A 22720-nucleotide genomic window follows, 5' to 3' on the forward strand; every position below is an offset into this window, starting at 1 on the left:
TAATATTTTGCTGCTTTAATTCAAAAGATCGTTTTAATTAGCCTGGCATTTGTGCAGTTAAATTAACTTGAACTTGCACTTGGCTATAACCTTCTAAATCTGTAATTGGTGCATTGTTTGCAACCGATAGTTTTAATGCATTTGCAGGACCAGTGAAGGTACCCAGCGTGCTGACATCAACACCATTTGCATCGGTAAGTTCCACTGCTACGTCTTCACTTGCCGCAGCATCAAATAATGTTGTGATGCTGTTGATACGCCAGTTTACATCCACAAGATCCCCAGCATCTGGTACATCAGCGGTACCATCATTATTGCGAGCTTCTACATCCACTGGGTTAGCTGTCTGGAATGTACCATCCGCTGCAATCACTAGCGTACCATCTTCAATCACCGGTGCCCCATCAAGACCAGTCAACATTAGTGTTTCACTGGCCACTGTATTTGAGGTTAAACCAATAAATCTTACATTCGCTTCAGCTGTGCCATCTTCTGCAGCCGCATTCACCAATGATGAGAAACCTAAACCTGCAACAACCGCTGCTGCTAATACTTTTTTATTCAACATAATACATTCCTCTTTTATGTATCAATCACAAGTCAAATAATGATTCATTATCCTTAATGAGCCTATATTTAACTTCCAGTTAGTGTTACTTCCTTAACTTGCAAGTTAATTAAATAATTTTTCTTTCATTTCGTCTATGTAAATAAGATAAAAACATAGACATAGTCACATTATAAGTATGGGAATAAAAGTTAGATCATCTTTGATATTTGTCGTTGCATTGACTTACTTTATTAATGAGATCGTGATCGTATAAAAAATTGTGAACTGTGTTTGATTAAGCTGTATTACATTGTTTCGGCTATCGATAGAGCCTATGTCAACTGATATCTTACATTCTATTAATATTTAATGTGATATGTATCACTTGGCTATATTTTTGATTAAAGAATAATTTTCCATTCATCACATTAATAAATTAATATTAATTATTCTTACATTTTTGTTTGATTTGAATAGCTTTTTAAGGAATCAATAAGGTGAACATAACGCATGCCAGCATGCAGACCTAATTGATAATCATGCTCTAAATCTTCGATACTAGAACGTAATGGTTTTGATTTTAATGACTGCTCAGGGGCGATTTGCAAAATATAGCAATCTTCAGGTGGGTTAAATAAAAAATGACGGGTTAAATGATAGGTTTGGTAATGAACCATAAACATGTCCATTAAATTTGCTTCAAAGCTGCTGCCCAATCCCCTTCCTAGTAGATGACGTAAGCGATATAAATCTTTACCACCAAAAAGCCAGCGACCGCCTTGTAATTTTTGCTCATGGGATTGGTCCATATTATCGCGTCTTTGATGCATAAAGCGTTCAAACTCGCGCCGCCAACGTTTTGAGACCCGTGCTAATAATGCTTTTAAATTAAATTCTGCTTCACCTAAGCGCGTCGCTTCTATATGCGAAGTTAATTGGGCATTTTTCTCTGGCACATAAGTTTCAATTTCTTCTTGGCTATCAAAAGGCTCTGTGCGGATCACAGTTAAAAACCGCGCCCCATCGCGCCAAGCTTGTTGGGCGGGTATCGCAGCTGAAACGCCACCATCCACATAAAACTTATCTAAAATCGGCACATTATGTTGATACAAACTAGGTAATGCACTCGATGCTTTTAAGCGCGTCAGCCAGTCATCACAAAAAATGCTGAGGTATTCGTCTTGTAAAGTTTCACGATTTGTCACTGTAGCAAAGGCTTGACGCTCTCCAAGCACTTGACGCGCATGGGCAATATCAAACTCAAAAGGAGGGGCTTTTAAATGCTCAAATGCCCAATCAAGATCAAGAGGTGGCTTGTCGTCATGACGAAATAAACTAAAGAATTCTTTTTGCGTCGTCACTTGCATTAAAAAGCGTTTGGCAAACTTAGGTTGTTGACACAAAAAGGCAGTGATCATGATTGCGCCGGCAGACGTACCATAAAAGGCGTCGAAAGGATCAAGCTTGGAAAGTAAAATGGCATCGAGTACTCCTGCGGTAAAAATTCCTTTTTGCCCACCGCCTTGCGCCACAAGTGCGTGCTTCACTCCCCAATACTTATTTAGATCTTCTAATTCAAACTTTGTACTTAGCTCTGTGATATGGCCAGTATTGCTCATGTTGTCCTCCTTGACCACATGCATATCACTTTAAGTTAGTGATAATTTTAGTGTAATGCAACGATAAACATATAACTAATCAGCACACACATAATCACAGCTACGATGACTGTGGTCATTTTCTTGTCTGTATCCATTATATTGATCCTTATTGAGAGTGAGGGATTTTTAACTTGGCTTGTAGTATACCATTAGCGATGCGCTTGCTCGATGATCTATATACAATTTTTTAGCAAAAAAGTTACCTTTCAGATTCATTTAGTGGTCTAAACAGATACTTATGTTTATAAATCAGACAAATTCATTTTTTTTCAAACTAATTTTATTCAAATAATCCACTAACATTTATATGAATTTTAGCGCTGCTAACAGAAAAATAGCTTAAAAAACTACTAATCAGCTAAATTTGCCCCTGCCATACAGAATAATCCACTTCAAAACTACTTAAAGGTTAACCATTGATTTGGTTGCATAACGTTGCATCTATAGTTAATCTGTCCACAACAGACGAATAATCGTCTATCAAGTTAAAGCTAAATTTAAGGATAAGGATCGTCTTTTGATTGGAAAAAGCTTGAAGTTCAAAACTTCCTTTTTGACATGACTCATCGGGCTTTCTAAAAATTTAGCATGGTTTATCACTTTTTGCGTCTTCTTCCTTCTAACATTAAATCACTAGAATATAAGACGTATCACAAGGATGTTGAATATGAAACGAGAACAATGGGGCTCGCGCACAGGGTTTATCCTTGCTGCTGTTGGCTCGGCAATCGGCCTAGGTAATATCTGGCGTTTTCCATATATGGCTTATGAAAACGGTGGCGGCGCCTTCTTTATCCCTTACCTTTTCGCTATGCTTACCGCTGGTATTCCATTTATGATTCTAGAGTTTACTATGGGTCATAAATTCCGTGGCGCTGCGCCAGCAACCCTAAGTAAAATCCACTCTAAATTTGAATGGCTAGGTTGGTTCCAAGTCATGATCGCTGCCATTATCGGTACATATTATGTTGCGATTATCGGTTGGGCGATTTCTTATGTTGGTCTTTCTGTGGATCAAAGCTGGGGCGCGGACAGTAACGCCTACTTCTTTGGTGAATACCTACAGCTAGGCGATGACAATAGCCCAAGTAAACTTGGCTCGATTCAATGGCATATTGCTATCCCTATGCTTGCGGCATGGGCCTTTACCTTCACTGCAATCTTCCGCGGCGTAAAAGGCGGGATTGAAAAAGCGAATAAAATCATGATGCCAGTGCTGCTATTTATGGTACTTGCTTTGATTGCACGTATGCTTTTCCTACCAGGTGCATTTGATGGTCTTAACTATCTATTTGAACCAGATTTTAGCAAGCTAACCGACCCTAACGTATGGGCTGCAGCTTACGGTCAAATCTTCTTTACGCTTTCGGTTGGTTTTGCAATCATGCTGGCGTACTCAAGCTACTTGCCTGAAAAATCAGACATTAACAACAATGCGTTAATGACGGTACTTATCAACTGCGGCTTCTCTATCGTTGCGGGTATTTTGATCTTTTCTGTACTGGGCTACATGGCCGATCAACAGGGCAAAGCTTTAACCGATGTTGTCAGCTCAGGTGTTGGCTTGGCATTTGTTACCATTCCAGCAGCAATTAACCTACTGCCTGCGCCATATATCTTAGGTCCACTATTCTTCGTTGCCTTGGTTGTTGCCGGTTTAAGCTCTCACATCTCGATTCTTGAAGCCGTGACGTCTGCAATTATCGATAAACTACATTGGTCACGTAAGAAAGCTGCAACCGTTGTCTGTGGTATTGGTACGATAGTTTCAATGGCGTTTGCAACTAATGGTGGTCTATTACTACTTGATTTAGTTGACTTCTTTGTGAATAACATTGCCCTATTGGCGAGTTGCTTAATTGAGCTTATCTTGGTCGGTTGGTTATTTAAACTGGCAGATATCCGCAGCCATGCAAATAAAATATCTGAATTCACAGTCGGCAACTGGTTTAACCTTTGCATCCGCTTTGTTAGCCCAATCATGATTGCTGTGATCCTTGCAAACAAGTTCATCACAACCATTACGGATGGTTACGGTGGCTATGCACAATCTGATCTACTGACTTTAGGTTGGGGTATGATTGCGCTAATGCTAATTGTGGCTGTGATTGTGAACTCGACTAACAAAACGCCAAAGGAGATTTAATATGACTACTGGTGCAATTATTATGATGATCTTTGGCTTAGGTATCACTTGGGGCGGCGCTGCGTTATGTATCCGCAAAGCGATGCAAGTGAGTCACGCAAAAGATTAAATTTAGTGAATAGAAACTAAAGAATTAAAAGCCAACGTATTCATTTATGTTGGCTTTTTTATTTTTTAACGCAATCTAACCCCATCTCCGCTTCCCCTTGGTTTGAATCTGGCTAAATCTTAAGCTTCAACGAACAAGGGGAAGGACTTATTCGCTTTTTTACTTGTGATTGGACTGAGTGAAAATATGCATCTGAGATTTCCTCTAGCTATAACTTTGAATTCAACATTTTAGGATAGTGGCATTTTGTGATAAATCTTCAGCTCATAATACAGTAAAAAAGCTCTTCCCCTTGCGCAGAGTGCTAAGGGTTAGAGCTTTAGGTATTCAAGGGGAAGCGGGGTTGGGGTTTATTGCTTTTACTAGGCTTTAGATAAAAACAAATCCGCAAAGTTTTGACTCGTCACCTGACCAATATTTTCCACAGAAGTATGCTTCAGATCGGCTACAAACTGCGCCACCTCTTTCACATAGGCAGGTTGGTTCTCTTTGCCGCGATGTGGCACTGGCGCTAGAAATGGTGAGTCAGTTTCAATCAGTAAACGCTCAAGAGGTAAATCTTTCACCACAGCTTGAAGCTCAGTAGCTTGCCTGAACGTTACAATTCCTGAAATTGAAATATAAAATCCAAGCTCCATCGCTGCTTGCGCAAATACCATATCTTCGGTAAAGCAATGGATCACCCCACCACAACGCTGCGCATTGCCATTTCGTAAAATCGCTAGTGTATCTTCACGTGCTTGGCGCGTATGAATAATCAAAGGCTTATCAAGCTCAACCGCTGCTGCGACATGCTCTTCAAACAGCTTTTGCTGCAACGCCTTGGTTTCTGGCTGATAGTGATAGTCAAGCCCTGTTTCACCAATAGCCACCACGCGCGGCGCTTGGGCATATTCAAGTAAGGTTTCTTTGGCAAACTCAGATTCAGCGTCCAATGGATGCACCCCACAAGAAGCAACAATCTGAGGATAATCTTTGATCATTTCCATCATGGCTGGGAATGCTTTTAAAGTCACACCGACGGTAAGCAGTTTATCAACGCCAGCTGCACTCGCTTTGGCTAACACATCCGCCACATCTTGATGCAGTTCGGTATAATTTAATTTATCTAAATGACAGTGGGAGTCGACAAACATGTCTGTTTCCTTATTTCTTGGTCGTGCTTCTTGATTTTGTTGTACTGGGTTATAACTGAAGTAAAAAATTAGTCATTAAAAGCTCAGTATTTAAGCCGCTAAATTGGCTCATTTGCTTTTTCAAATCAATCAAAGCCTTGTAAGCAAGGTCAGCGTCTTGGTAATCAAAAACTTGCTGAACTTGAGCAAGGCTTGGATGATTTTGCCAAACAGAGACGCCCATATGCGCTTTTTTTACTTCGTGGAAAAGATACAAAAGCCAAGTCACTTTCTCAAGGCTATCTTCTTTAAACAAAGCACTCACTTGGTTTAATGGCAAACTCGCATTTGGATTAAGTTGCGCACGCTTCGCGGATACTACAAGATCAAGCTGTTGTTGCCACGCTTTATCTTTGCCTTGCTCAATAAAATCTAACGCACGCAATGGTGCATCTTGATACATATGCAGCGCGAGCAAATCAAGCGGCTTTTTGGTCTTACTCTTTAACCAATCTTGGATAACGCTTAATTCAATCGCTGGCAACTTGGTTTGAATACAGCGGCTACGAATCGTCGGCAAAACTTGATATTTATCTTGGGTGATCAAAATAAAAATACAATCTTGCGGCGGCGTTTCTAAGGTTTTTAACAGCGCATTCGCTGCAGATTCATTCATTTTATCCGCAGGTTCGATAATAATGATCCGTCTGCCACCAAGCTGAGAGGAAGAAAGCGCCCATTGATTGGCCTCGCGGATCATATCGACCGTAATAGCTTTGCCCTCAGGCGAACGCAGCCAATGAATATCAGGATGATTACCGTTTAAACTTTCTTCATTGGCAGCGCTCAGCTCACAATGATGACACAAACCACACGCACTGCTGCGATCGGCGCTGATTTGGGTATTGATACAAACCAAACGACGGGCTAAATCTGCCACAAAATACTCAATCCCTGCGCCTTGCGGGCTTAAAATCAAGTTCGCAGCATTGATATTATTATTTGCAATCGCATCTTGCCACTGCTGCATAAGTGGCGCTAACCAAGGGTATTCATTCATCTTGATCTCTTTATCTTGATATATGGATAGCTAGTCAATGGGTAGACAAACATCAGGCGCTTAATTTAAGCCTTGCACTGCAAGCCAAGCATTGAGTGCATGGATGATGTCTGCTTGAACCTGTTCAAGCTCTTGCGCAGCATTAATCGTCACGATAGAGTCATCGGCTGCCGCCAGTTCTTTATATCTTTGGTGGGCACGTTCAAAAAAGCTGATGTCCATCTTTTCGATTCGATCCAGCTCGCCACGCCCACGGGCTCGTTCAAGCCCAAGTTTCGGGTCGATATCCAAATAGAGTGTTAAATCTGGCTTAAAATCCCCAAGTGCAAGTTGCTTCATGCTTTGCATAATTTGCGGGTCAATTTGACGCCCTGCCCCTTGATAGGCTTGTGAAGATAAATCATGGCGATCGCCAATCACAAACTTACCTGCTGCAAGCGCTGGTTTAATTACGTTTTCAACCAATTGAATACGCGCAGCATAAAGTAGCATTAACTCACTTCTATCATGCAAGATCTCGCCTTGGGTATCCTCTTTGACTAAGGCGCGCATTTTTTCAGCCAGCACTGTGCCACCCGGCTCACGAGTCAGAACAGGATCTTGAATACCGGCTTGGGCTAATACTTGCGTCACACACTTAATTGCCGTGCTCTTGCCCGCCCCTTCAAGGCCTTCAATCACAATAAATTTGCCTAGATTCATATTAGAATTCACTTTCATTCCTTATTTTTCGCTTTATTTTTGTGAACGCAAGACTTTTAAATAATTTTGCACTGCGCGGTTATGCTCAGCTAAGGTTTTGCTAAACACATGCCCGCCTGTACCGCTGGCAACAAAATAGATAAAATCTGTTTTATCTGGATGGGTCGCAGCATAGATAGATTTTTTACTCACCATGGCAATCGGCGTAGGCGGCAAGCCATCGATGATATAAGTGTTATAAGGCGTTGCTTCACGCAGATCACTGCGGCGAATATTGCCTTGATATTTATCACCCATGCCGTAAATCACAGTAGGGTCAGTTTGCAGCTTCATTTTCTTATTTAAGCGGTTCACAAACACAGAGGCAACTTGGGTGCGCTCCGCATCAACTGCGGTTTCTTTTTCAATAATTGAGGCTAAAATCAGCACTTCATATGGGCTATTAAGCGGTAAATTGGCAGCTTTATCTTGCCATTGAAGCTCAAGTTCGGCTTTTAAGCTATCTGCGGCGCGTTGCAGCACATCTAAATCACTCATGCCTTTGGTGTAATGATAAGTCTCAGGCAAAAGCATACCTTCCAGATTGTCATATTCAACCCCAAGCGCTTTAGCGATTTGAGTTTCACTCATTTGGCTGGTTTTATCAATTAAGGTGGTATCTTGCTTTAAAATTTCACGCCACTGCTTGAAAGTTGAACCTTCGACAAATCGTATACTAAACTGATGGCCCACTCCTTTAACGATAATCGCAAGTAAGTCCGCAAGGCTCATTTCATTCGTTGCTTGGAAAGTTCCGACCTTGATATTGGTATACTCTGGCGCTAAAAAACGCATCACAGGTTTAAACGGACTCGGGGTTATTTTACCTTCAGCTTCAAGCATAGTGAGCAATTTGGGTAGGTTCATTCCTGATTGAACATCGACAAATTCAGTTTCTTGGATCTGCAAGGGCTGCGCTAAATAGGCCGCTGTCTCTTGCTTCACATAATAAAAAGCCCCTGCAGCAGCGATGGCTAGCAAAAGACAAAAAATAATAAACTTCTTAAACACTAGGTAAAAACTCCTGTAACTGACGTGTTAACTTCCCGATTGGAAAGGTTTTTTCTTGTAAAGCAATCACAGGTACGATGGCATGCAATGCATTACTAATAAAGATTTCATCACTTGATTTGAGTGTATCGAAAGAAAAGTCCCCAATTTTAAGCAAGATGTTATGCGCGAAGCAAGTTTGAATAATTTGCTCACGAGCAATCCCAGAGACACCAGCACGTTCGAGGCTTGGCGTATAAACCGCGCCATCTGTCACCCAAAATAAATTCGCGCTAGAAGCTTCAATCACATGTTCGTGAATATCTAACACCACAGCATCATCAAAATGCTTATCTTGGGAAAGGATAGACTGATTTTGCTTGGCGAGATCGGTTTTAACCAAGATTTGTTCTAAGCGGTTGTTATGCTTTAGCCCGGCAAGCATGGGGTTATCGGCAAGCTTGATATGGCTAAGCGCCATACGAATGCCTTCAGCTTGCATTTGTGGGTAAGCTTTCGGATAGTCAAAGACTTGGATCATTACCTCTGTGGGAGCCGCAGGATCGGGCGCATAGCCTCGACCGCCAGGACTGCGGCTGAGTAAAATTTTAAGCCCAAGCTCAGGCAAGCCTTTAAACTCAGCTAAACTTTGCACAATCATGCGTTCGAGCTGCGCCTTTTCCGGTACATTAAGCATTAAAGCCTGACAGGTATGCGAAATGCGCTGCCAATGTGCTTGCCAAAGGCAAACCTCACCATAGCAAACTTTAGCTGTCGTAAAACATCCATCGCCATAGTGATAACTGCGATCTTGGATAGCAATGTTGGTTGCGCGCTCACCATTGAGCCAATAGGTTGGAAGTCTGTCCATATACTTTATTTTAAATAAAAAAACGGCCTAGAGTTTAACTAAGCCGTTTATTGCAAACTCGAAGAAGATAACTATTATGTTACCTTATTTTGAGTCAGTTTGCTTTAAATCTTCTTGAAGATCAGCGAGCCATTGGTGCCGCCAAAGCCAAATGAATTACACAATGCATATTCAAGCTCAGCTTTACGTGCAGTATGTGGCACATAATCTAGATCGCAGCCTTCATCTGGGTTGTCTAAGTTAATCGTTGGTGGAACCATTTGATCAACCAGCGCCATAATCGTGATGATCGACTCAACTGAGCCAGCTGCGCCTAAAAGGTGGCCAATCATAGACTTAGTTGACGAAACTAGTGTATTCTTCGCGGCTTCTTCACCAAGCGCAAGTTTGATGCCAAGCGTCTCTGCAACATCCCCTGCTGGTGTTGATGTGCCGTGTGCGTTCACATAGCCAATGTCTTTGCCTTCAAGACCCGCATCATTAAGTGCTGCGCTCATTGCCAATGCACCGCCTGAGCCGTCTGAGCTTGGTGATGTCATATGATACGCATCACCGCTCATGCCAAAGCCAACCAGTTCGCAATAGATTTTTGCGCCACGTGCTTTTGCATGTTCATATTCTTCTAGCATGATAGCGCCTGCGCCATCACCTAAGACGAAGCCGTCACGATCTTTATCCCAAGGGCGTGATGCCTTGGTTGGATCATCGTTACGTGTTGAAAGCGCTTTCGCCGCTGCAAAACCGCCCATGCCTAGTGGTGTCGATGCTTTTTCTGCGCCGCCCGCAAGCATAGCTTCAGCGTCGCCATAAGCAATCATACGCGCCGCATGGCCGATATTATGTAAGCCTGTGGTACAAGCTGTTGAGATGCAGATATTTGGACCACGTAGGCCTTTCATGATAGATAAGTGGCCTGCAATCATATTAACGATACTCGCAGGAACAAAGAATGGGCTGATTTTTCGCGGACCACGTTTTTCAAGCATCACAGATGAATCTTCAATCGTGCCGATACCGCCGATACCTGCGCCCATTGCCACGCCAATACGGTGTGCATTTTGCGCGGTGATCTCGATGCCTGCATCATCAAATGCTTGTAAGCCTGCTGCAACGCCATATTGGATGAAAGGATCCATTTTGCGTGCATCTTTTTTCGACATATAGTCTTCGACGTTAAAGTCTTTTACTAGGCCAGCAATTTTTGTTGAAAAGGGTTCAGTATCAAAATGTTCAATCGCAGAAATACCGCTTTGCCCAGCCAGCAATGCTTTCCATGAAGTTTCAACATTATTACCAACGGGTGTGATCATTCCTAGACCAGTTACCACAACACGACGTTTAGACACTATATTTCTCCATCACAAATCTTGTCGCCATAAAAAAATTCAGGCGACTAAAATAGCCGCCTGAGAAATAAAAAGAGTAACTTTAAAAATTACTGAGCGCTGTTCACGTAGTCGATAGCAGCTTGAACTGTAGTAATTTTTTCAGCTTCTTCATCAGGGATTTCAGTGTCGAATTCCTCTTCTAAAGCCATTACTAGCTCTACTGTATCTAGAGAATCTGCACCTAGGTCGTCAACGAAAGATGCTTCGTTTTTAACTTCAGCTTCGTCTACACCTAGTTGTTCAACGATGATTTTTTTTACGCGTTCTTCGATGTTGCTCATTTTTTCTTTTCCTATTACAGAGAGTTCGCTTAAGTGCGATGATGCACGTAGTTTATTCTAACTATAAAAAGTTGCAAGTAGTGAGTGGGTGGTCAAACCACAAATTTTATATTTTTCAATGAAATCTGCGACCTTTTTAACCAAAACGAGCAAATCGTCGAATTTTCACTCACTTGTTTTTTACTGACTTTATTAGCAGATACCAAGTTTTGTTCAATATCTGATAATAAAGTTTATTTCTATATTCGCTTTCTTTTATTTCGCAAACATATTTTCCAAAATCTCATGCAATGAAAATTATGTCATTGATTACAAGAATAAAGAATATAGTTACACCATATACATACCGCCGTTAACATGCAAGGTTTCACCTGTAATATATCCCGCATTATTTGATGCTAGGAATAAAACAGCGTGTGCAATCTCTTTTGGATCGCCTAAACGACCAGCAGGTACTTGAGCAAGTGTTGCTGCGCGTTGATCGTCAGTAAGTGCCTTGGTCATGTCAGTTTCGATAAAGCCAGGTGCAACTGTGTTGACTGTGACGCCACGTGATGCGACTTCACGCGCCATTGACTTAGTAAAGCCAATCACGCCAGCTTTAGCTGCTGCGTAGTTCGCTTGCCCTGCGTTACCCATAGTGCCAACGACTGAGCCAACATTAATGATGCGGCCTTGACGTTTTTTCATCATGCCGCGAAGCACTGCTTTAGACAGACGGAAAATCGACGTTAGGTTGGTATCAATGATATCTTGCCATTCGTCATCTTTCATACGCATCAATAGGTTATCACGAGTGATACCTGCGTTATTGACCAAGATATCAATTGCGCCGAACTCATCGTTAATTGCTTTTAATGTATTGGTGATTGAATCTGTATCCGTCACATTTAGCGCAAGGCCTTTGCCTTTACCAGCTAAATATTCTGTGATTTTTTCTGCGCCGCTTTCGCTCGTTGCAGTGCCAATCACTGTTGCGCCACTTGCTGCTAATGTTTGCGCAATTTCACGACCAATACCACGGCTTGCACCGGTAACTAGTGCAATTTTACCTGTTAGATCTAACATAAACCCTCGCTTGTTCAGCTTGATTTGAATTATTTTTGGTTCGCAGTAAGTGAAGCAATATCATTGACTGCTGCTGCGCTCATGCCTTTTTCAATGCGTTTAGTTAGGCCAGTTAAAACTTTACCTGGGCCAAACTCAAGTAGCTCAGTCACGCCTTCTTTGTGCATCGCTTGAACGGTTTGCGTCCATTGCACTGGGCTATATAACTGGCGTACGAGTGCATCTTTGATAGCTGCGCCATCAGTTTCTTTCGCCACATCAACATTGTTGATAACTGAAATTTGCGGCGTATTAAACTCAATACTTTCAAGCGCTTTCGCTAGTTCTTCAGCCGCGCCTTGCATTAGTGCGCAGTGAGATGGCACAGAAACAGGAAGTGGCAATGCACGTTTTGCGCCCGCTTCTTTACATAGTGCTCCCGCGCGCTCCACAGCAGCTTTATGCCCTGCAATCACCACTTGACCCGGTGAGTTGAAGTTTACTGGTGAAACGACTTCACCTTGCGCCGCTTCGCTACATGCTTTTGCGATTGCATCATCATCAAGGCCGATGATTGCAGACATAGCGCCAACGCCCGCAGGCACAGCTTGTTGCATTAGCTCGCCACGTAGCGCAACTAAAGCTATTGCTTGTTTAAAATCAATGACGCCTGCACAAACGAGCGCTGAGTATTCACCTAAGCTATGGCCTGCAATCACGCTTGGCAGTGCAAAGCCTTGTGCTTGCCATACACGCCAAATTGCAACAGATGCTGCAAGTAGCGCAGGCTGGGTGCGGAAGGTTTCATTTAGATCTTCTACAGGGCCGTTTTGAACAAGTTCCCAAAGATCATAACCTAAGACGTCACTTGCCTCTTTGAATGTATCTTGAACTTGTGGATGCTCGGTTGCAAGATCGCTCAGCATACCTAATGCTTGTGAACCTTGACCGGGAAAAACAACTGCAAATGAACTCATGAGTTTTCCTTATTCATTGAATATAATTAATTTTGTAACTTTCATTAATGAGAGGTTGTTTTAATCGGTTGTATATCGACTGCGCAAAAACGCTCAAAGCCATCCATGGGCGCTTTTTCGGCACATCCTTGTGCCTCATCATCTTTGCTGCGCTGATACACAATCCTATTAAATATCGATAAACATTACTGAAAATAAAAGCTCTTAAACCAGAAAGGCTAGAAACGAACTAACGCAGAACCCCAAGTGAAACCGCCACCAAAAGCTTCAAGCAGCAAGAGTTGACCACGCTTAATGCGCCCGTCACGTACCGCTTCATCTAACGCTGTTGGCACGGTTGCAGCCGACGTATTACCATGACGATCAAGGGTTACAACCACTTGATCCAAAGACATAGCTAATTTCTTCGCTGTCGCCGAAATAATGCGCAAGTTTGCTTGGTGAGGCACCAGCCAATCAAGCTCAGTTTTATTCATGCCATTGGCATCAAGCGTATCTTTGACAAGACGAGAAAGCTGAGTCACCGCAACTTTAAAGACTTCGTTACCTGCCATGTGAATCCATGCATCGATGTTTTCACCGCGACGCTGCTCTTCAAGGCTTAATAATTCACCAAAACGGCCATCAGCATGCATATGCGTTGAGATAATGCCCTGCTCTTCACTTGCGCCAATCACAACCGCGCCCGCACCATCACCAAATAAGATAATGGTTGAGCGATCGCTTGGATCTGTCATTTTTGATAAGGCATCAGCGCCAATAACCAACGCTTTTTTTGCCATACCCGTTTTAATGTGCTGATCGGCAATGCTTAACGCATACACAAAACCAGAACACGCGGCTGCCACATCAAATGCTGGGCAACCTTTAATATCAAGCGCAGCTTGGACTTGGCATGCAGAAGATGGGAATTTATGACTACCACTTGTGGTGGCAACAATAATCAAATCAATTTCTTCTTTATCAATTCCCGCCATTTCAATTGCATTGAAAGCAGCTTTTGATGCCATGTCCGCAACGGTTTCATCTGGCGCACTAATGCGGCGCTCATGAATACCAGTACGGGTGACGATCCACTCATCACTTGTGTCTACCATTTTCTCGAGATCCGCATTGGTACGGATTTGTGACGGTAAGTAGCTACCTGTTCCTAAAATTTTACTATTCATGAAGACTTATCATGCCTCTTGAGTAATGTCGCTTCTATATGCGAACGTATGCGCTGTGGCACTTTTTGTTCTATTTCATCGACAGCCTGCGCAATTGCGTGAAGCATTGCTGCGCTATCTGCATGTCCATGACTTTTCACGACTGTGCCGCGCAATCCTAACAAACTTGCGCCATTATACTGGTCGGGGTTCAGCTGTTTTAAGCCTGAAAAAAGGTCAGAAAACAAAAATTTGGCTATCAGGCCACGTAAACTGCTTTGAAGATGCTGCTTAAATTGCTGTTTAACTAAACGTGCAACCCCTTCGCTTGATTTTAAACACACATTTCCGACAAAGCCATCACAGACAATAACATCCGCAATACCAGAGAAGATTTTATCCCCTTCGATATAGCCAATATAATTTAACTCACTGGTTTGTCTTAATTTTTCATCGCACTCTTTTAGCTCATCATAGCCTTTATTTGACTCTTCACCAATATTTAGTAAAGCAATTCGCGGTGGATGAGGAAGTTGTGCTTGTGCGAGTGTATGCCCCATCACAGCAAATTGGAATAAAATCTCACTGCTACACGACACATTCGCGCCAAGATCTAACATCCAAGTTTTGTTATTTTGCATGGTTGGAAGTTGGCTAATTAAAGCTGGGCGTTCGATATGATCGATAAGATTAAGACGGGATTTTCCAATCGCCATGAGTGCACCGGTATTACCACCACTGACAGCGGCATCGGCGAATCCATCGGCAACCATATCAATGCAGATACGCATCGACGTACCTTTGCTATGGCGTAAGGCATGTGAGGGTTTGTCATCATTATCTATCCATAAATTTGTATGATAGATATGTAGACGAGGATTTGGCTTGTGTCCGAGGGCATCCAATTCAGACTGGATAAGCGAGCGCTCACCCACAAGAATAACTTTTAGCGATGGGAAATACGACAATGCCTGCACGGCGGCAGGCACTGTGATACGAGGACCGAAATCCCCGCCCATTGCATCAAGTGCAACGGTCATCATTTGCAAAGGTTAACCTTACTTATTGATAACCTTTTTGCCACGGTAGAAACCGTCAGCAGTCACGTTGTGACGTAGGTGAGTTTCACCTGAAGTTGCATCTACAGATAGTGCACTTGTTGTTAGTGCATCATGTGAACGACGCATGCCACGCATTGAACGTGATTTTTTGCTCTTTTGTACGGCCATGACCCTACTCCTATGTAAAATTCGTTTACTAAATCTAAACGAGCAATTCGTTTACATCTAGCTTAACGCTTTAAATTTTTTAAAACATCAAATGGATTCGGTTTCTCTTCCGTTTCTTCTGGAAGTTCGCCAAATACCAAGTTATCTGATTGAACGCGACATTGCGAAAAATCGTGCATCGCCACTTGGGGTAAATTTATGATGAACTCATCTTCAACGAGTGCAATCAGGTCCAATTCACCGTACTCATTAAGATCTACCAAATCATAATCTTCCGGGATTTCGTCTTCATTTACTTTCCGGGAAACCGGCGAGCTCAGAATTTCGATTTCACATAAATGTGAAAAGACTTCATTACAGCGTTGACACTCTAAATCGACTTCGACGTTAGCTTTACCAGAGATAACGACTAAACCTTGTTCATCATGCCCAAAGGACAAAGAGACTTCTGCTTCACGTTTTACGCCTTCGACCGACTCAGCTAATCGTTTCAATAAACTTTCTTGAATGATACCTTGATAATCAAGACGTTTTTGAGCGGACTTGGCTGGATCAACCGTACGCGGTATTTTTACCTTTTGCATAGGGCGCGAATATTATCCTTGAAAAGAGATTTAGTCAAAGGAAAATTACAAAAAACAGGCATTTTTGACCGAGTTGTATATTTTCTTGACTTGTACCTTAGATAAGTTTGATTTAGTTTCATGACCTTGGCAAACTTACTAAGCCCGAGGCTATTGTACCTTGGCAAATAACAAGATCAATAAAAGATCATTACAAATACCTTGCAAGGAATGCAAATGAAAAGCACAACCGAAGAAACACAAATCGAGCGTAAAGTCTTACTCACCCATTGTCCAGATGAGCAAGGTCTGATTGCAAAAATCACCACGATTTGTTTTGAACATCAACTCAACATCATCCAAAACAACGAATACGTGGACAATATCAGTGGCCATTTCTTTATGCGCACTGAGCTGGAAGGCAAATTTGACGACGACAAGCTGCTTGCTGATCTTGATGCCCTTTTACCGGCAAATAGCAAGCGCCGCTTAGTGGGCTCAAAACGTAAGAAGATCGTTATTTTAGTTACCAAAGAAGCACACTGCTTAGGGGATATTTTAATCAAAGCATTTGATTTTAGCTTAGATGTTGAGATCGCTGCGGTGATTGGTAATTACGATTACTTAAAACCACTTGTCGATAAGTTTGAGATCCCTTTCCACCATGTCAGCCATGAAGGGCTTACCCGTAAAGAGCATGATATGCAGATGCTTGAGGTGATCCAAAGCTATACGCCAGACTTTATTGTTTTAGCGAAATATATGCGCATTCTAACGCCTGAATTTATCAATCATTTTCCGCATAAGATTGTCAATATTCACCATAGCTTCTTGCCTGCCTTTATCGGCGCACGTCCCTATCAGCAAGCTTATGATCGCGGCGTGAAAATCATTGGCGCAACTGCGCACTTTGCTACCGACAACCTAGATGAAGGGCCGATCATTGCGCAAAACGTGATCCCTGTGGATCATAACTTTAGCGCACAAGATATGGCGCGCGCGGGCAAAGATGTCGAGAAAAACGTCTTGTCTTGTGCATTAGGCCATTTAGTCCAAGATAAAGTCTTCGTTTACGGCAATAAAACCGTTATTTTATAAGCCGCTATAAGGAAAATTAGTGAATATTATCCTCGCCTCAAGCTCTAAATATCGCAGTCAAATTTTAGCAAAACTTGGGCTTGAGTTTTCTTGTTTAACGCCAGATTGCGATGAATCCCCACATGTTGGAGAGTCGGCGCAAGATTTGGTTATGCGTCTTGCCACAGCCAAAGCCATGGCCTGCGCGCCGAAAGCTATGGCGCCAAGTTTGATTATTGGCTCAGACCAAGTCTGCGTACTCGATGGGCAAATCATCGGCAAGCCGCATACGCAAGAAAATGCAATCAAGCAGCTGACTCAAGCGAGCGGCAAAGTGATCAGTTTCTATACTGGATTGTGTGTTTATCATAGCCAAAGCGAGCAAGCCAAAGTGCTATGTAATGAATTTAAAGTGCACTTTAAAAAACTGACGCATGCGCAAATTGAAAGCTATGTCGCCAAAGAAATGCCACTTGATTGTGCGGGGAGTTTTAAAAGTGAAGGGCTTGGGATCGCCCTCTTCGAGAAACTCGAAGGCGATGATCCCAATGCCTTAATTGGTTTGCCGTTAATCGATTTAATTAAGCTTTTAAATAAATTTGGCGTTGAGGTGCTGTAAATATTTGTATTTACATACGCTTGCTTAAATATGTTTGAATATTTAAGTGCGCTTAGCTCTTAATTACGTTTGGCTTTTTTGGCAAGACCAGCTAAGACTTGCTCAAGCTTGGCTTCCATTGGCGCGCTAATTTCCATCACCGTCTCATCTTTTGGATGGGTAAAACGTATTTCTGCTGCATGCAAGAATAAACGATCCAACCCAAACTCACGGGTGTAGGCATCAAAACGTGGGTCGCCATATCTGTCATCCCATGCAATCGGGCTGCCCATATATTGGCAATGCACACGAATTTGGTGGGTACGCCCTGTGACTGGACTGGCTTGCACTAACGTCGCCTCTTCAAAACGCTCAATAATCTTAAACCGAGTTAACGATGCTTTGCCATTTGGATTGACTCGAACAATGCTGTTTTGCTCGTTTTTTAATAAAGGCGCATTGACAGATTTACATTGTGCGCGCCATTGCCCCATGACCAAAGCAAAATAAGATTTTTGAATCGTTTTCTCACGAAATTGCGCCTGCAAATGACGCAGCGCCGAACGCTTTTTGGCAATCAATAAGATCCCTGAAGTATCGCGGTCAATGCGATGCACCAACTCAAGAAAACGTGCTTGCGGTCTTAATGCGCGCAGCGCTTCAATGGCGCCAAAATGCAGCCCACTGCCACCGTGAACCGCAAGGCCTGATGGCTTATTTAAAATCAGCAAGCTGTCATCTTCAAAGATAATGCATGACTCAAGTTTTGCGACTTGGTTGAGCTTAGTGCTAATCACTGGTGCATCATCGGTTTGCGCCGCAATTTTAACCGGTGGCACACGAACTAAATCACCATCTTTGAGCTTATATTCGGCTTTGACTCGCTTTTTATTCACCCGCACTTCGCCTTTGCGAATAATGCGATAAATCATGCTTTTCGGGATTTGCTTAAGCTGATTTTTTAAGAAATTATCAATGCGTTGACCTGCCATATCGGCGTCAATCTCGACAAATTTAACTTCAGTTTTAATTTCTTTAGCTTCTGGTTTACTTTCTTGAAGCTGATCGCCTTGGTTTGTTTCTTGTTCTGGATTCATAATCATTCATCTTAATTAAGCTGGGCTTAGTGTAACCTAAAAAACAAAAATGTCACCGTCAAACCTGTTTTGAGAGGCAAACTTAAGCATTGATAGGAATAAAAAGAGCTTGCTTTTTCATCGTCAGCACAAGTGCGCAAAAAACACCCGCAAAAAGTCATTTTTTAGACTTATTGAGAACTTATGCACAGCTTTTGCCATTTATTTTCATTTCAGAGGCGAAAGCTGATTGCTCGAATTTGCTTGCACTGCTATAGTTCACATCTGCTAGGGATAGAATGAACTTTTTATAACATTTTTATACCCCTTATAAACATTTCGGACTCACCTTAGCAACAACAACCATATGAATTCAACCTTCACTATACAGTTGAGCAACTATGGTCTGAGTAGATGCTTTTTGAAAAAGAGCAGCATTGGCGTAAGACTTGATTGTCGAAAAGCAAACTTGTCATCTACTCCGCAAATATATAGACGAGATCTCGACACAGTTCGAGCTAAGTTTTCAATCTCTATTTTGATGACTTAGATCGCGTGCCTAAGCGCATCCCTTTTCCAGCCGTGAGGTTGCACCAAAAGCCATGGGATCGGCACCATTTTTGCGCATCTTGACAAGACATCAGAAGATTAAGATAAAAAATAACGAGAATTAACCACAATGAAAAGAATGTTAATCAACGCAACTCAAAAAGAAGAGTTACGTGTTGCCTTGGTTGATGGTCAAAAGCTGTTTGATTTAGATATCGAAAGCCCGGGCCATGAATCAAAAAAAGCGAATATTTATAAAGGCCGTATTACACGTGTCGAACCAAGTCTAGAAGCTGCATTTGTCGATTATGGCGCTGAGCGTCATGGCTTCCTTCCTCTTAAAGAAATTGCACGCGAATATTTCCCTGCAAACTACAGCTACCAAGGTCGCCCAAGCATTAAAGAAGTGCTTAAAGAAGGCCAAGAAGTTATTGTTCAAGTTGAAAAAGAAGAACGTGGTCAAAAAGGCGCAGCCTTAACGACCTTCATTTCGCTTGCAGGTAGCTATCTTGTTTTAATGCCAAACAACCCTCGCGCTGGCGGTATTTCACGTCGCATCGAAGGCGATGAGCGTACCCAACTTAAAGCGGCGCTCAGCACGCTTGAATTGCCGCAAGGCATGGGTCTTATCGTGCGTACGGCAGGTGTAGGTAAAAGCGCAGAAGAGCTAGAATGGGACTTAAACATGTTGATCAAGCGTTGGTCAGCAATCGTTGATGTGTCCAATCAGCAGCAAGCCCCTTTCCTTATCCACCAAGAAAGTAACGTCATTGTCCGTGCGATTCGTGACTATTTACGTCGCGATATTGGTGAAATATTAATTGATAGCAGCACCATTTATGAACGTGCTAAAGCGCACATTGAATTGGTTCGCCCTGATTTCGTCTCACGTATTAAAAAATACGATGGCGAAGTACCGCTATTTAGTCATTACCAAGTTGAAAGCCAGATCGAATCTGCGTTCCAACGTGAAGTTCGCCTACCATCTGGTGGCTCGATTGTGATTGATCCAACGGAAGCTTTGACTTCTATTGATATCAACTCAGCGCGCGCAACCAAAGGTAGTGACATCGAAGAAACGGCGCTCAATACCAACCTTGAAGCGGCAGAAGAAATCGCCCGTCAATTACGTTTACGTGATTTAGGTGGTCTTGTGGTTATCGATTTTATCGATATGTCACCAGTTCGCCATCAACGTGAAGTTGAAAACAAAATGCGTGAAGCTGTGCGTATGGACCGTGCACGTGTGCAAATCGGTCGTATCTCACGCTTTGGTCTATTGGAAATGTCGCGTCAGCGTCTAAGCCCATCTCTTGCTGAAGCAAGTCATCACATCTGCCCACGTTGTACTGGTACGGGTGTTGTGCGTGATAACGAATCGCTTGCCCTATCTGTGCTTCGTCTTATCGAAGAAGAGGCAATGAAAGATAACAGCTCGCAAGTGCTTGCGGTTGTACCTGTGCCGATTGCATCGTATCTATTAAACGAAAAACGCCGCTCAGTTGCACACATTGAAAAACATCAAGATGTTCGCATTATCGTCGTGCCAAACGCCGAGATGGAAACGCCACACTTTGAAGTTGTGCGTCTACGTGACGGTGAAGAACATCAAATCCTGTCTTATTTAATGCCAAAACATGTTGAAGCATTAAAAGAAACAGAAGTGAAAGAGCCTTCATTGGCTGAGCTAAAACCTCGCCGTATTGAAGAGCCTGCGCTCCAAGGCTTTGCCCAAGCTGCAACGCCAGCTCCTGTTGCAGCGCCAGCGCCACAAGCACCAGCTCAAGCACCTGCTGCGCCAGCTGAAAAACCAAAAGGCTTCTTCGCAAGCATCTTTGGTGCGATTGCTTCGCTATTTGGTTGTGGTAAAAAAGAAGCACCAACAACGGCTTCTGAAGCGCAAAAACAAACGACAACGCCGCAACGCCAAGGTCAAAACCAAGGTAATCAGCGTAATCAACGCAATAACAATCAAGATCGCAATCGAGCGCGCCGTAAGAATGACAACGCGAAAAACACGAATGCGAATGATGCGCGTAACAACGATAAAAAACGCAAGCCTAAACAACAAGAAAGAAAGCCGAATCCAAAAGTCATGGAGCAAGGCCAAAAACTTGTTGAACAAGCAAACAAAGCGCCAGAGCAAAAAGCTGCGCCTGAGCAAAAGGCAGCGAAAGATCCAAAAGCAACCCAAGTGAAGCAACGTCGTCAACGTCGTCAGCTGAAGAAAAAGGTTCGCATTGCTGATCAAAACGCTGAGCAAAACAATGCTGTTCAAACGCCTGCAAATGATGCCAAAGTGGAAGCTGCGCAAGATGCACCGCAAAAGCAATCTGGCCAAGTTGAGAATAAGCAAGCGGATAACAAGCAAGGCGAAAACAAACAACGTCGTAACCGTCGTACTCCGCGTCACCTACGCACCAGCGGTCAACGCCGTCGTCGTAGCCGTGATCGCCGCGTGAATCCATATCGTATTTATACAGGTATGGCATCACCAGAAATGGCGATGGGTAAAGTTTGGCCTAAATATGATGTTGCCAAGCCAAAAGCGCCACAAGCGCCGGTATTCGAATCTGCAACCCCTATCGCGGGCGGATTTGTATCACCAGAAATGGCGATGGGCAAAGTTTGGACGACTGAAAAGCCAAAACGTGTGAAAGCGCAGCAACGTAAGCCGCGTCAACAACGTCAAGACAAGCGTAAACCACGTCAGCACAACAAAGTAAAAGCTGTTCCAACATTTGTTGGCAATGCAAACTTTGGTGGCTCACAAGTTGAAATGGCTATGGGTAAAGTGATTGTTTTAAGTCAAAAACTTTCAGCAAGCATGAATAAGCCTCAAGCGCCTAAAAAACCGGCTAAGCAAGCAAAAAATGCAACCAAGCCCGCACCAGCAAATGAAGCACCAGTGAAGCAAGATCAAGCGATCCAAAACACTACGCCAAAAGCTGAGCAGCAAATTGCGCCGCAAGCTAAACCTCAGGTCGAGCCAAAAGCTCAGACTGCGCCAGCTGTCAATCAGCCTGTTGCTAAAGCACCTGAAGTAAAAGCTGAGCCACAACAAGCTGTAAAACCTGAGCCAGTTGCTCAACCTGTCGTTCAAGCTGAGCCAAAAGCAAAAACGCCTCTGCAAGCCGCAGGCGCAAGCAGTGCTAAAGTTCAAGCCACTTCAGGCATGACCAAAGCACCTGGTAGTGGTGAGCTCAAGGATATTGAGATCACAGCTGCAGCGTTCAAAGAAACTGTGTTTGAAGGCAAAGTTGCAGGTAGCCAAGCTGCTCGCTCAAGCGCCACAGCGCAAATGGCTAAAACCAGCGACGCTTAATAGTTAGTGAAAACTTAAACTGTTAAATAACGCAAATAAACCGTCACTGCATATATGTAGCGGCGGTTTTTTTTGTATCTTTGCTCGCAAAAATTGAAATACTGTGAGTAATTGGTTAAACTCTCGTCCGTTTTTTACTCTTTTTTACACTTTATTTAACTTGAGATTGACCGAGCCCCTCACTCTTCAAATCTCTTGCTAATGATGTCATTTAAACCA

The 22720-nt window shown here is 42.9% G+C and carries 21 protein-coding genes; 5 read left to right on the forward strand and 16 right to left on the reverse strand.

What is annotated here, in order from left to right; translation table 11 throughout:
* Positions 1-37: 37 nt before the first annotated feature.
* Entirely contained in the window at positions 38-568 is a 531-nt protein-coding gene (locus AC2VOY_RS02360; protein ID WP_491832040.1) for a hypothetical protein, read from the reverse strand.
* A 434-nt stretch (positions 569-1002) separates the two neighbouring features.
* Entirely contained in the window at positions 1003-2169 is a 1167-nt protein-coding gene (locus AC2VOY_RS02365) for a patatin-like phospholipase family protein (RefSeq protein ID WP_491832041.1), read from the reverse strand.
* A 709-nt stretch (positions 2170-2878) separates the two neighbouring features.
* On the opposite strand from AC2VOY_RS02365, the gene AC2VOY_RS02370 reads away from it, so the two are divergent.
* Both AC2VOY_RS02370 and AC2VOY_RS02375 read left to right on the forward strand, forming a co-directional pair.
* On the forward strand, positions 2879-4357 hold the full coding sequence (locus AC2VOY_RS02370) for a sodium-dependent transporter (RefSeq protein ID WP_491832042.1): 1479 nt from the start codon (positions 2879-2881) through the stop codon (positions 4355-4357).
* Position 4358: 1 nt separating this feature from the next.
* A complete protein-coding gene (locus tag AC2VOY_RS02375; protein WP_491832043.1) occupies positions 4359-4466 on the forward strand; it encodes a MetS family NSS transporter small subunit in 108 nt (35 codons plus the stop codon).
* A gap of 362 nt (positions 4467-4828) precedes the next feature.
* Here AC2VOY_RS02375 and AC2VOY_RS02380 read toward each other — a convergent pair whose 3' ends face one another.
* The 13 genes from AC2VOY_RS02380 to yceD form a co-directional block, all read right to left on the reverse strand.
* Entirely contained in the window at positions 4829-5602 is a 774-nt protein-coding gene (locus tag AC2VOY_RS02380; RefSeq protein ID WP_491832044.1) for a TatD family hydrolase, read from the reverse strand.
* A gap of 49 nt (positions 5603-5651) precedes the next feature.
* Positions 5652-6641, reverse strand: coding sequence for a DNA polymerase III delta subunit-related protein (locus AC2VOY_RS02385; protein WP_491832045.1), 990 nt, complete (start codon positions 6639-6641; stop codon positions 5652-5654).
* Positions 6642-6701: 60 nt separating this feature from the next.
* The gene (tmk, locus tag AC2VOY_RS02390) at positions 6702-7343 is read right to left on the reverse strand and encodes a dTMP kinase (RefSeq protein WP_491832985.1); all 642 of its coding nucleotides are present in this window, start codon (positions 7341-7343) and stop codon (positions 6702-6704) included.
* 33 nt (positions 7344-7376) lie between these two features.
* Positions 7377-8393, reverse strand: a complete 1017-nt coding sequence (gene mltG / locus AC2VOY_RS02395) for an endolytic transglycosylase MltG (protein ID WP_491832046.1) — start codon at positions 8391-8393, stop codon at positions 7377-7379.
* On the reverse strand, positions 8386-9243 hold the full coding sequence (pabC, locus tag AC2VOY_RS02400) for an aminodeoxychorismate lyase (RefSeq protein WP_491832047.1): 858 nt from the start codon (positions 9241-9243) through the stop codon (positions 8386-8388). Before pabC ends, mltG begins: the two co-directional genes overlap by 8 nt.
* 104 nt (positions 9244-9347) lie before the next feature.
* The gene (gene fabF, locus AC2VOY_RS02405; RefSeq protein ID WP_491832048.1) at positions 9348-10589 is read right to left on the reverse strand and encodes a beta-ketoacyl-ACP synthase II; all 1242 of its coding nucleotides are present in this window, start codon (positions 10587-10589) and stop codon (positions 9348-9350) included.
* Positions 10590-10678: 89 nt separating this feature from the next.
* Positions 10679-10912: an acyl carrier protein gene (gene acpP, locus AC2VOY_RS02410; protein ID WP_004406112.1), complete on the reverse strand. Its 234-nt coding sequence runs from the start codon at positions 10910-10912 to the stop codon at positions 10679-10681.
* A 330-nt stretch (positions 10913-11242) separates the two neighbouring features.
* Positions 11243-11980, reverse strand: a complete 738-nt coding sequence (fabG, locus tag AC2VOY_RS02415; protein ID WP_491832049.1) for a 3-oxoacyl-ACP reductase FabG — start codon at positions 11978-11980, stop codon at positions 11243-11245.
* Between the two features lie 29 nt (positions 11981-12009).
* Positions 12010-12936 carry an ACP S-malonyltransferase gene (gene fabD / locus AC2VOY_RS02420; RefSeq protein ID WP_491832050.1) on the reverse strand — a complete coding sequence of 309 codons (927 nt, stop codon included), beginning with the start codon at positions 12934-12936 and terminating at the stop codon, positions 12010-12012.
* A 218-nt stretch (positions 12937-13154) separates the two neighbouring features.
* Positions 13155-14105 carry a beta-ketoacyl-ACP synthase III gene (locus AC2VOY_RS02425; RefSeq protein ID WP_491832051.1) on the reverse strand — a complete coding sequence of 317 codons (951 nt, stop codon included), beginning with the start codon at positions 14103-14105 and terminating at the stop codon, positions 13155-13157.
* A complete protein-coding gene (gene plsX, locus AC2VOY_RS02430; protein ID WP_491832052.1) occupies positions 14102-15133 on the reverse strand; it encodes a phosphate acyltransferase PlsX in 1032 nt (343 codons plus the stop codon). The genes AC2VOY_RS02425 and plsX overlap by 4 nt, the downstream gene beginning before the upstream one ends.
* 9 nt (positions 15134-15142) lie before the next feature.
* On the reverse strand, positions 15143-15313 hold the full coding sequence (gene rpmF / locus AC2VOY_RS02435; RefSeq protein WP_190329796.1) for a 50S ribosomal protein L32: 171 nt from the start codon (positions 15311-15313) through the stop codon (positions 15143-15145).
* Positions 15314-15375: 62 nt separating this feature from the next.
* Positions 15376-15897: a 23S rRNA accumulation protein YceD gene (gene yceD, locus AC2VOY_RS02440; RefSeq protein WP_491832053.1), complete on the reverse strand. Its 522-nt coding sequence runs from the start codon at positions 15895-15897 to the stop codon at positions 15376-15378.
* A 216-nt stretch (positions 15898-16113) separates the two neighbouring features.
* On the opposite strand from yceD, the gene purU reads away from it, so the two are divergent.
* On the forward strand, positions 16114-16974 hold the full coding sequence (purU, locus tag AC2VOY_RS02445; RefSeq protein ID WP_491832054.1) for a formyltetrahydrofolate deformylase: 861 nt from the start codon (positions 16114-16116) through the stop codon (positions 16972-16974).
* Between the two features lie 19 nt (positions 16975-16993).
* The gene (locus AC2VOY_RS02450) at positions 16994-17572 is read left to right on the forward strand and encodes a Maf family protein (RefSeq protein ID WP_491832055.1); all 579 of its coding nucleotides are present in this window, start codon (positions 16994-16996) and stop codon (positions 17570-17572) included.
* 59 nt (positions 17573-17631) lie between these two features.
* Here the strand turns inward: AC2VOY_RS02450 and rluC are convergent, their stop codons facing one another.
* Positions 17632-18648 carry a 23S rRNA pseudouridine(955/2504/2580) synthase RluC gene (gene rluC, locus AC2VOY_RS02455; protein ID WP_491832056.1) on the reverse strand — a complete coding sequence of 339 codons (1017 nt, stop codon included), beginning with the start codon at positions 18646-18648 and terminating at the stop codon, positions 17632-17634.
* 658 nt (positions 18649-19306) lie between these two features.
* On the opposite strand from rluC, the gene rne reads away from it, so the two are divergent.
* Entirely contained in the window at positions 19307-22501 is a 3195-nt protein-coding gene (rne, locus tag AC2VOY_RS02460; RefSeq protein ID WP_491832057.1) for a ribonuclease E, read from the forward strand.
* Positions 22502-22720 lie beyond the last annotated feature (219 nt).

This window comes from Vibrio sp. KMM 9700, from assembly GCF_058545285.1.

Excerpts from the sequence above, each read along its gene's own strand:
- AC2VOY_RS02425 (WP_491832051.1), bottom strand. The coding sequence starts at position 14,105 with ATGAATAGTAAAATTTTAGGAACAGGTAGCTACTTACCGTCACAAATC.
- AC2VOY_RS02365 (WP_491832041.1), bottom strand. The coding sequence starts at position 2,169 with ATGAGCAATACTGGCCATATCACAGAGCTAAGTACAAAGTTTGAATTA.
- rne (WP_491832057.1), top strand. The coding sequence starts at position 19,307 with ATGAAAAGAATGTTAATCAACGCAACTCAAAAAGAAGAGTTACGTGTT.
- rpmF (WP_190329796.1), bottom strand. The coding sequence starts at position 15,313 with ATGGCCGTACAAAAGAGCAAAAAATCACGTTCAATGCGTGGCATGCGT.
- AC2VOY_RS02375 (WP_491832043.1), top strand. The coding sequence starts at position 4,359 with ATGACTACTGGTGCAATTATTATGATGATCTTTGGCTTAGGTATCACT.
- AC2VOY_RS02370 (WP_491832042.1), top strand. The coding sequence starts at position 2,879 with ATGAAACGAGAACAATGGGGCTCGCGCACAGGGTTTATCCTTGCTGCT.
- pabC (WP_491832047.1), bottom strand. The coding sequence starts at position 9,243 with ATGGACAGACTTCCAACCTATTGGCTCAATGGTGAGCGCGCAACCAAC.
- AC2VOY_RS02385 (WP_491832045.1), bottom strand. The coding sequence starts at position 6,641 with ATGAATGAATACCCTTGGTTAGCGCCACTTATGCAGCAGTGGCAAGAT.
- purU (WP_491832054.1), top strand. The coding sequence starts at position 16,114 with ATGAAAAGCACAACCGAAGAAACACAAATCGAGCGTAAAGTCTTACTC.
- fabD (WP_491832050.1), bottom strand. The coding sequence starts at position 12,936 with ATGAGTTCATTTGCAGTTGTTTTTCCCGGTCAAGGTTCACAAGCATTA.
- acpP (WP_004406112.1), bottom strand. The coding sequence starts at position 10,912 with ATGAGCAACATCGAAGAACGCGTAAAAAAAATCATCGTTGAACAACTA.
- yceD (WP_491832053.1), bottom strand. The coding sequence starts at position 15,897 with ATGCAAAAGGTAAAAATACCGCGTACGGTTGATCCAGCCAAGTCCGCT.
- tmk (WP_491832985.1), bottom strand. The coding sequence starts at position 7,343 with ATGAATCTAGGCAAATTTATTGTGATTGAAGGCCTTGAAGGGGCGGGC.
- fabG (WP_491832049.1), bottom strand. The coding sequence starts at position 11,980 with ATGTTAGATCTAACAGGTAAAATTGCACTAGTTACCGGTGCAAGCCGT.
- AC2VOY_RS02360 (WP_491832040.1), bottom strand. The coding sequence starts at position 568 with ATGTTGAATAAAAAAGTATTAGCAGCAGCGGTTGTTGCAGGTTTAGGT.
- rluC (WP_491832056.1), bottom strand. The coding sequence starts at position 18,648 with ATGAATCCAGAACAAGAAACAAACCAAGGCGATCAGCTTCAAGAAAGT.
- AC2VOY_RS02380 (WP_491832044.1), bottom strand. The coding sequence starts at position 5,602 with ATGTTTGTCGACTCCCACTGTCATTTAGATAAATTAAATTATACCGAA.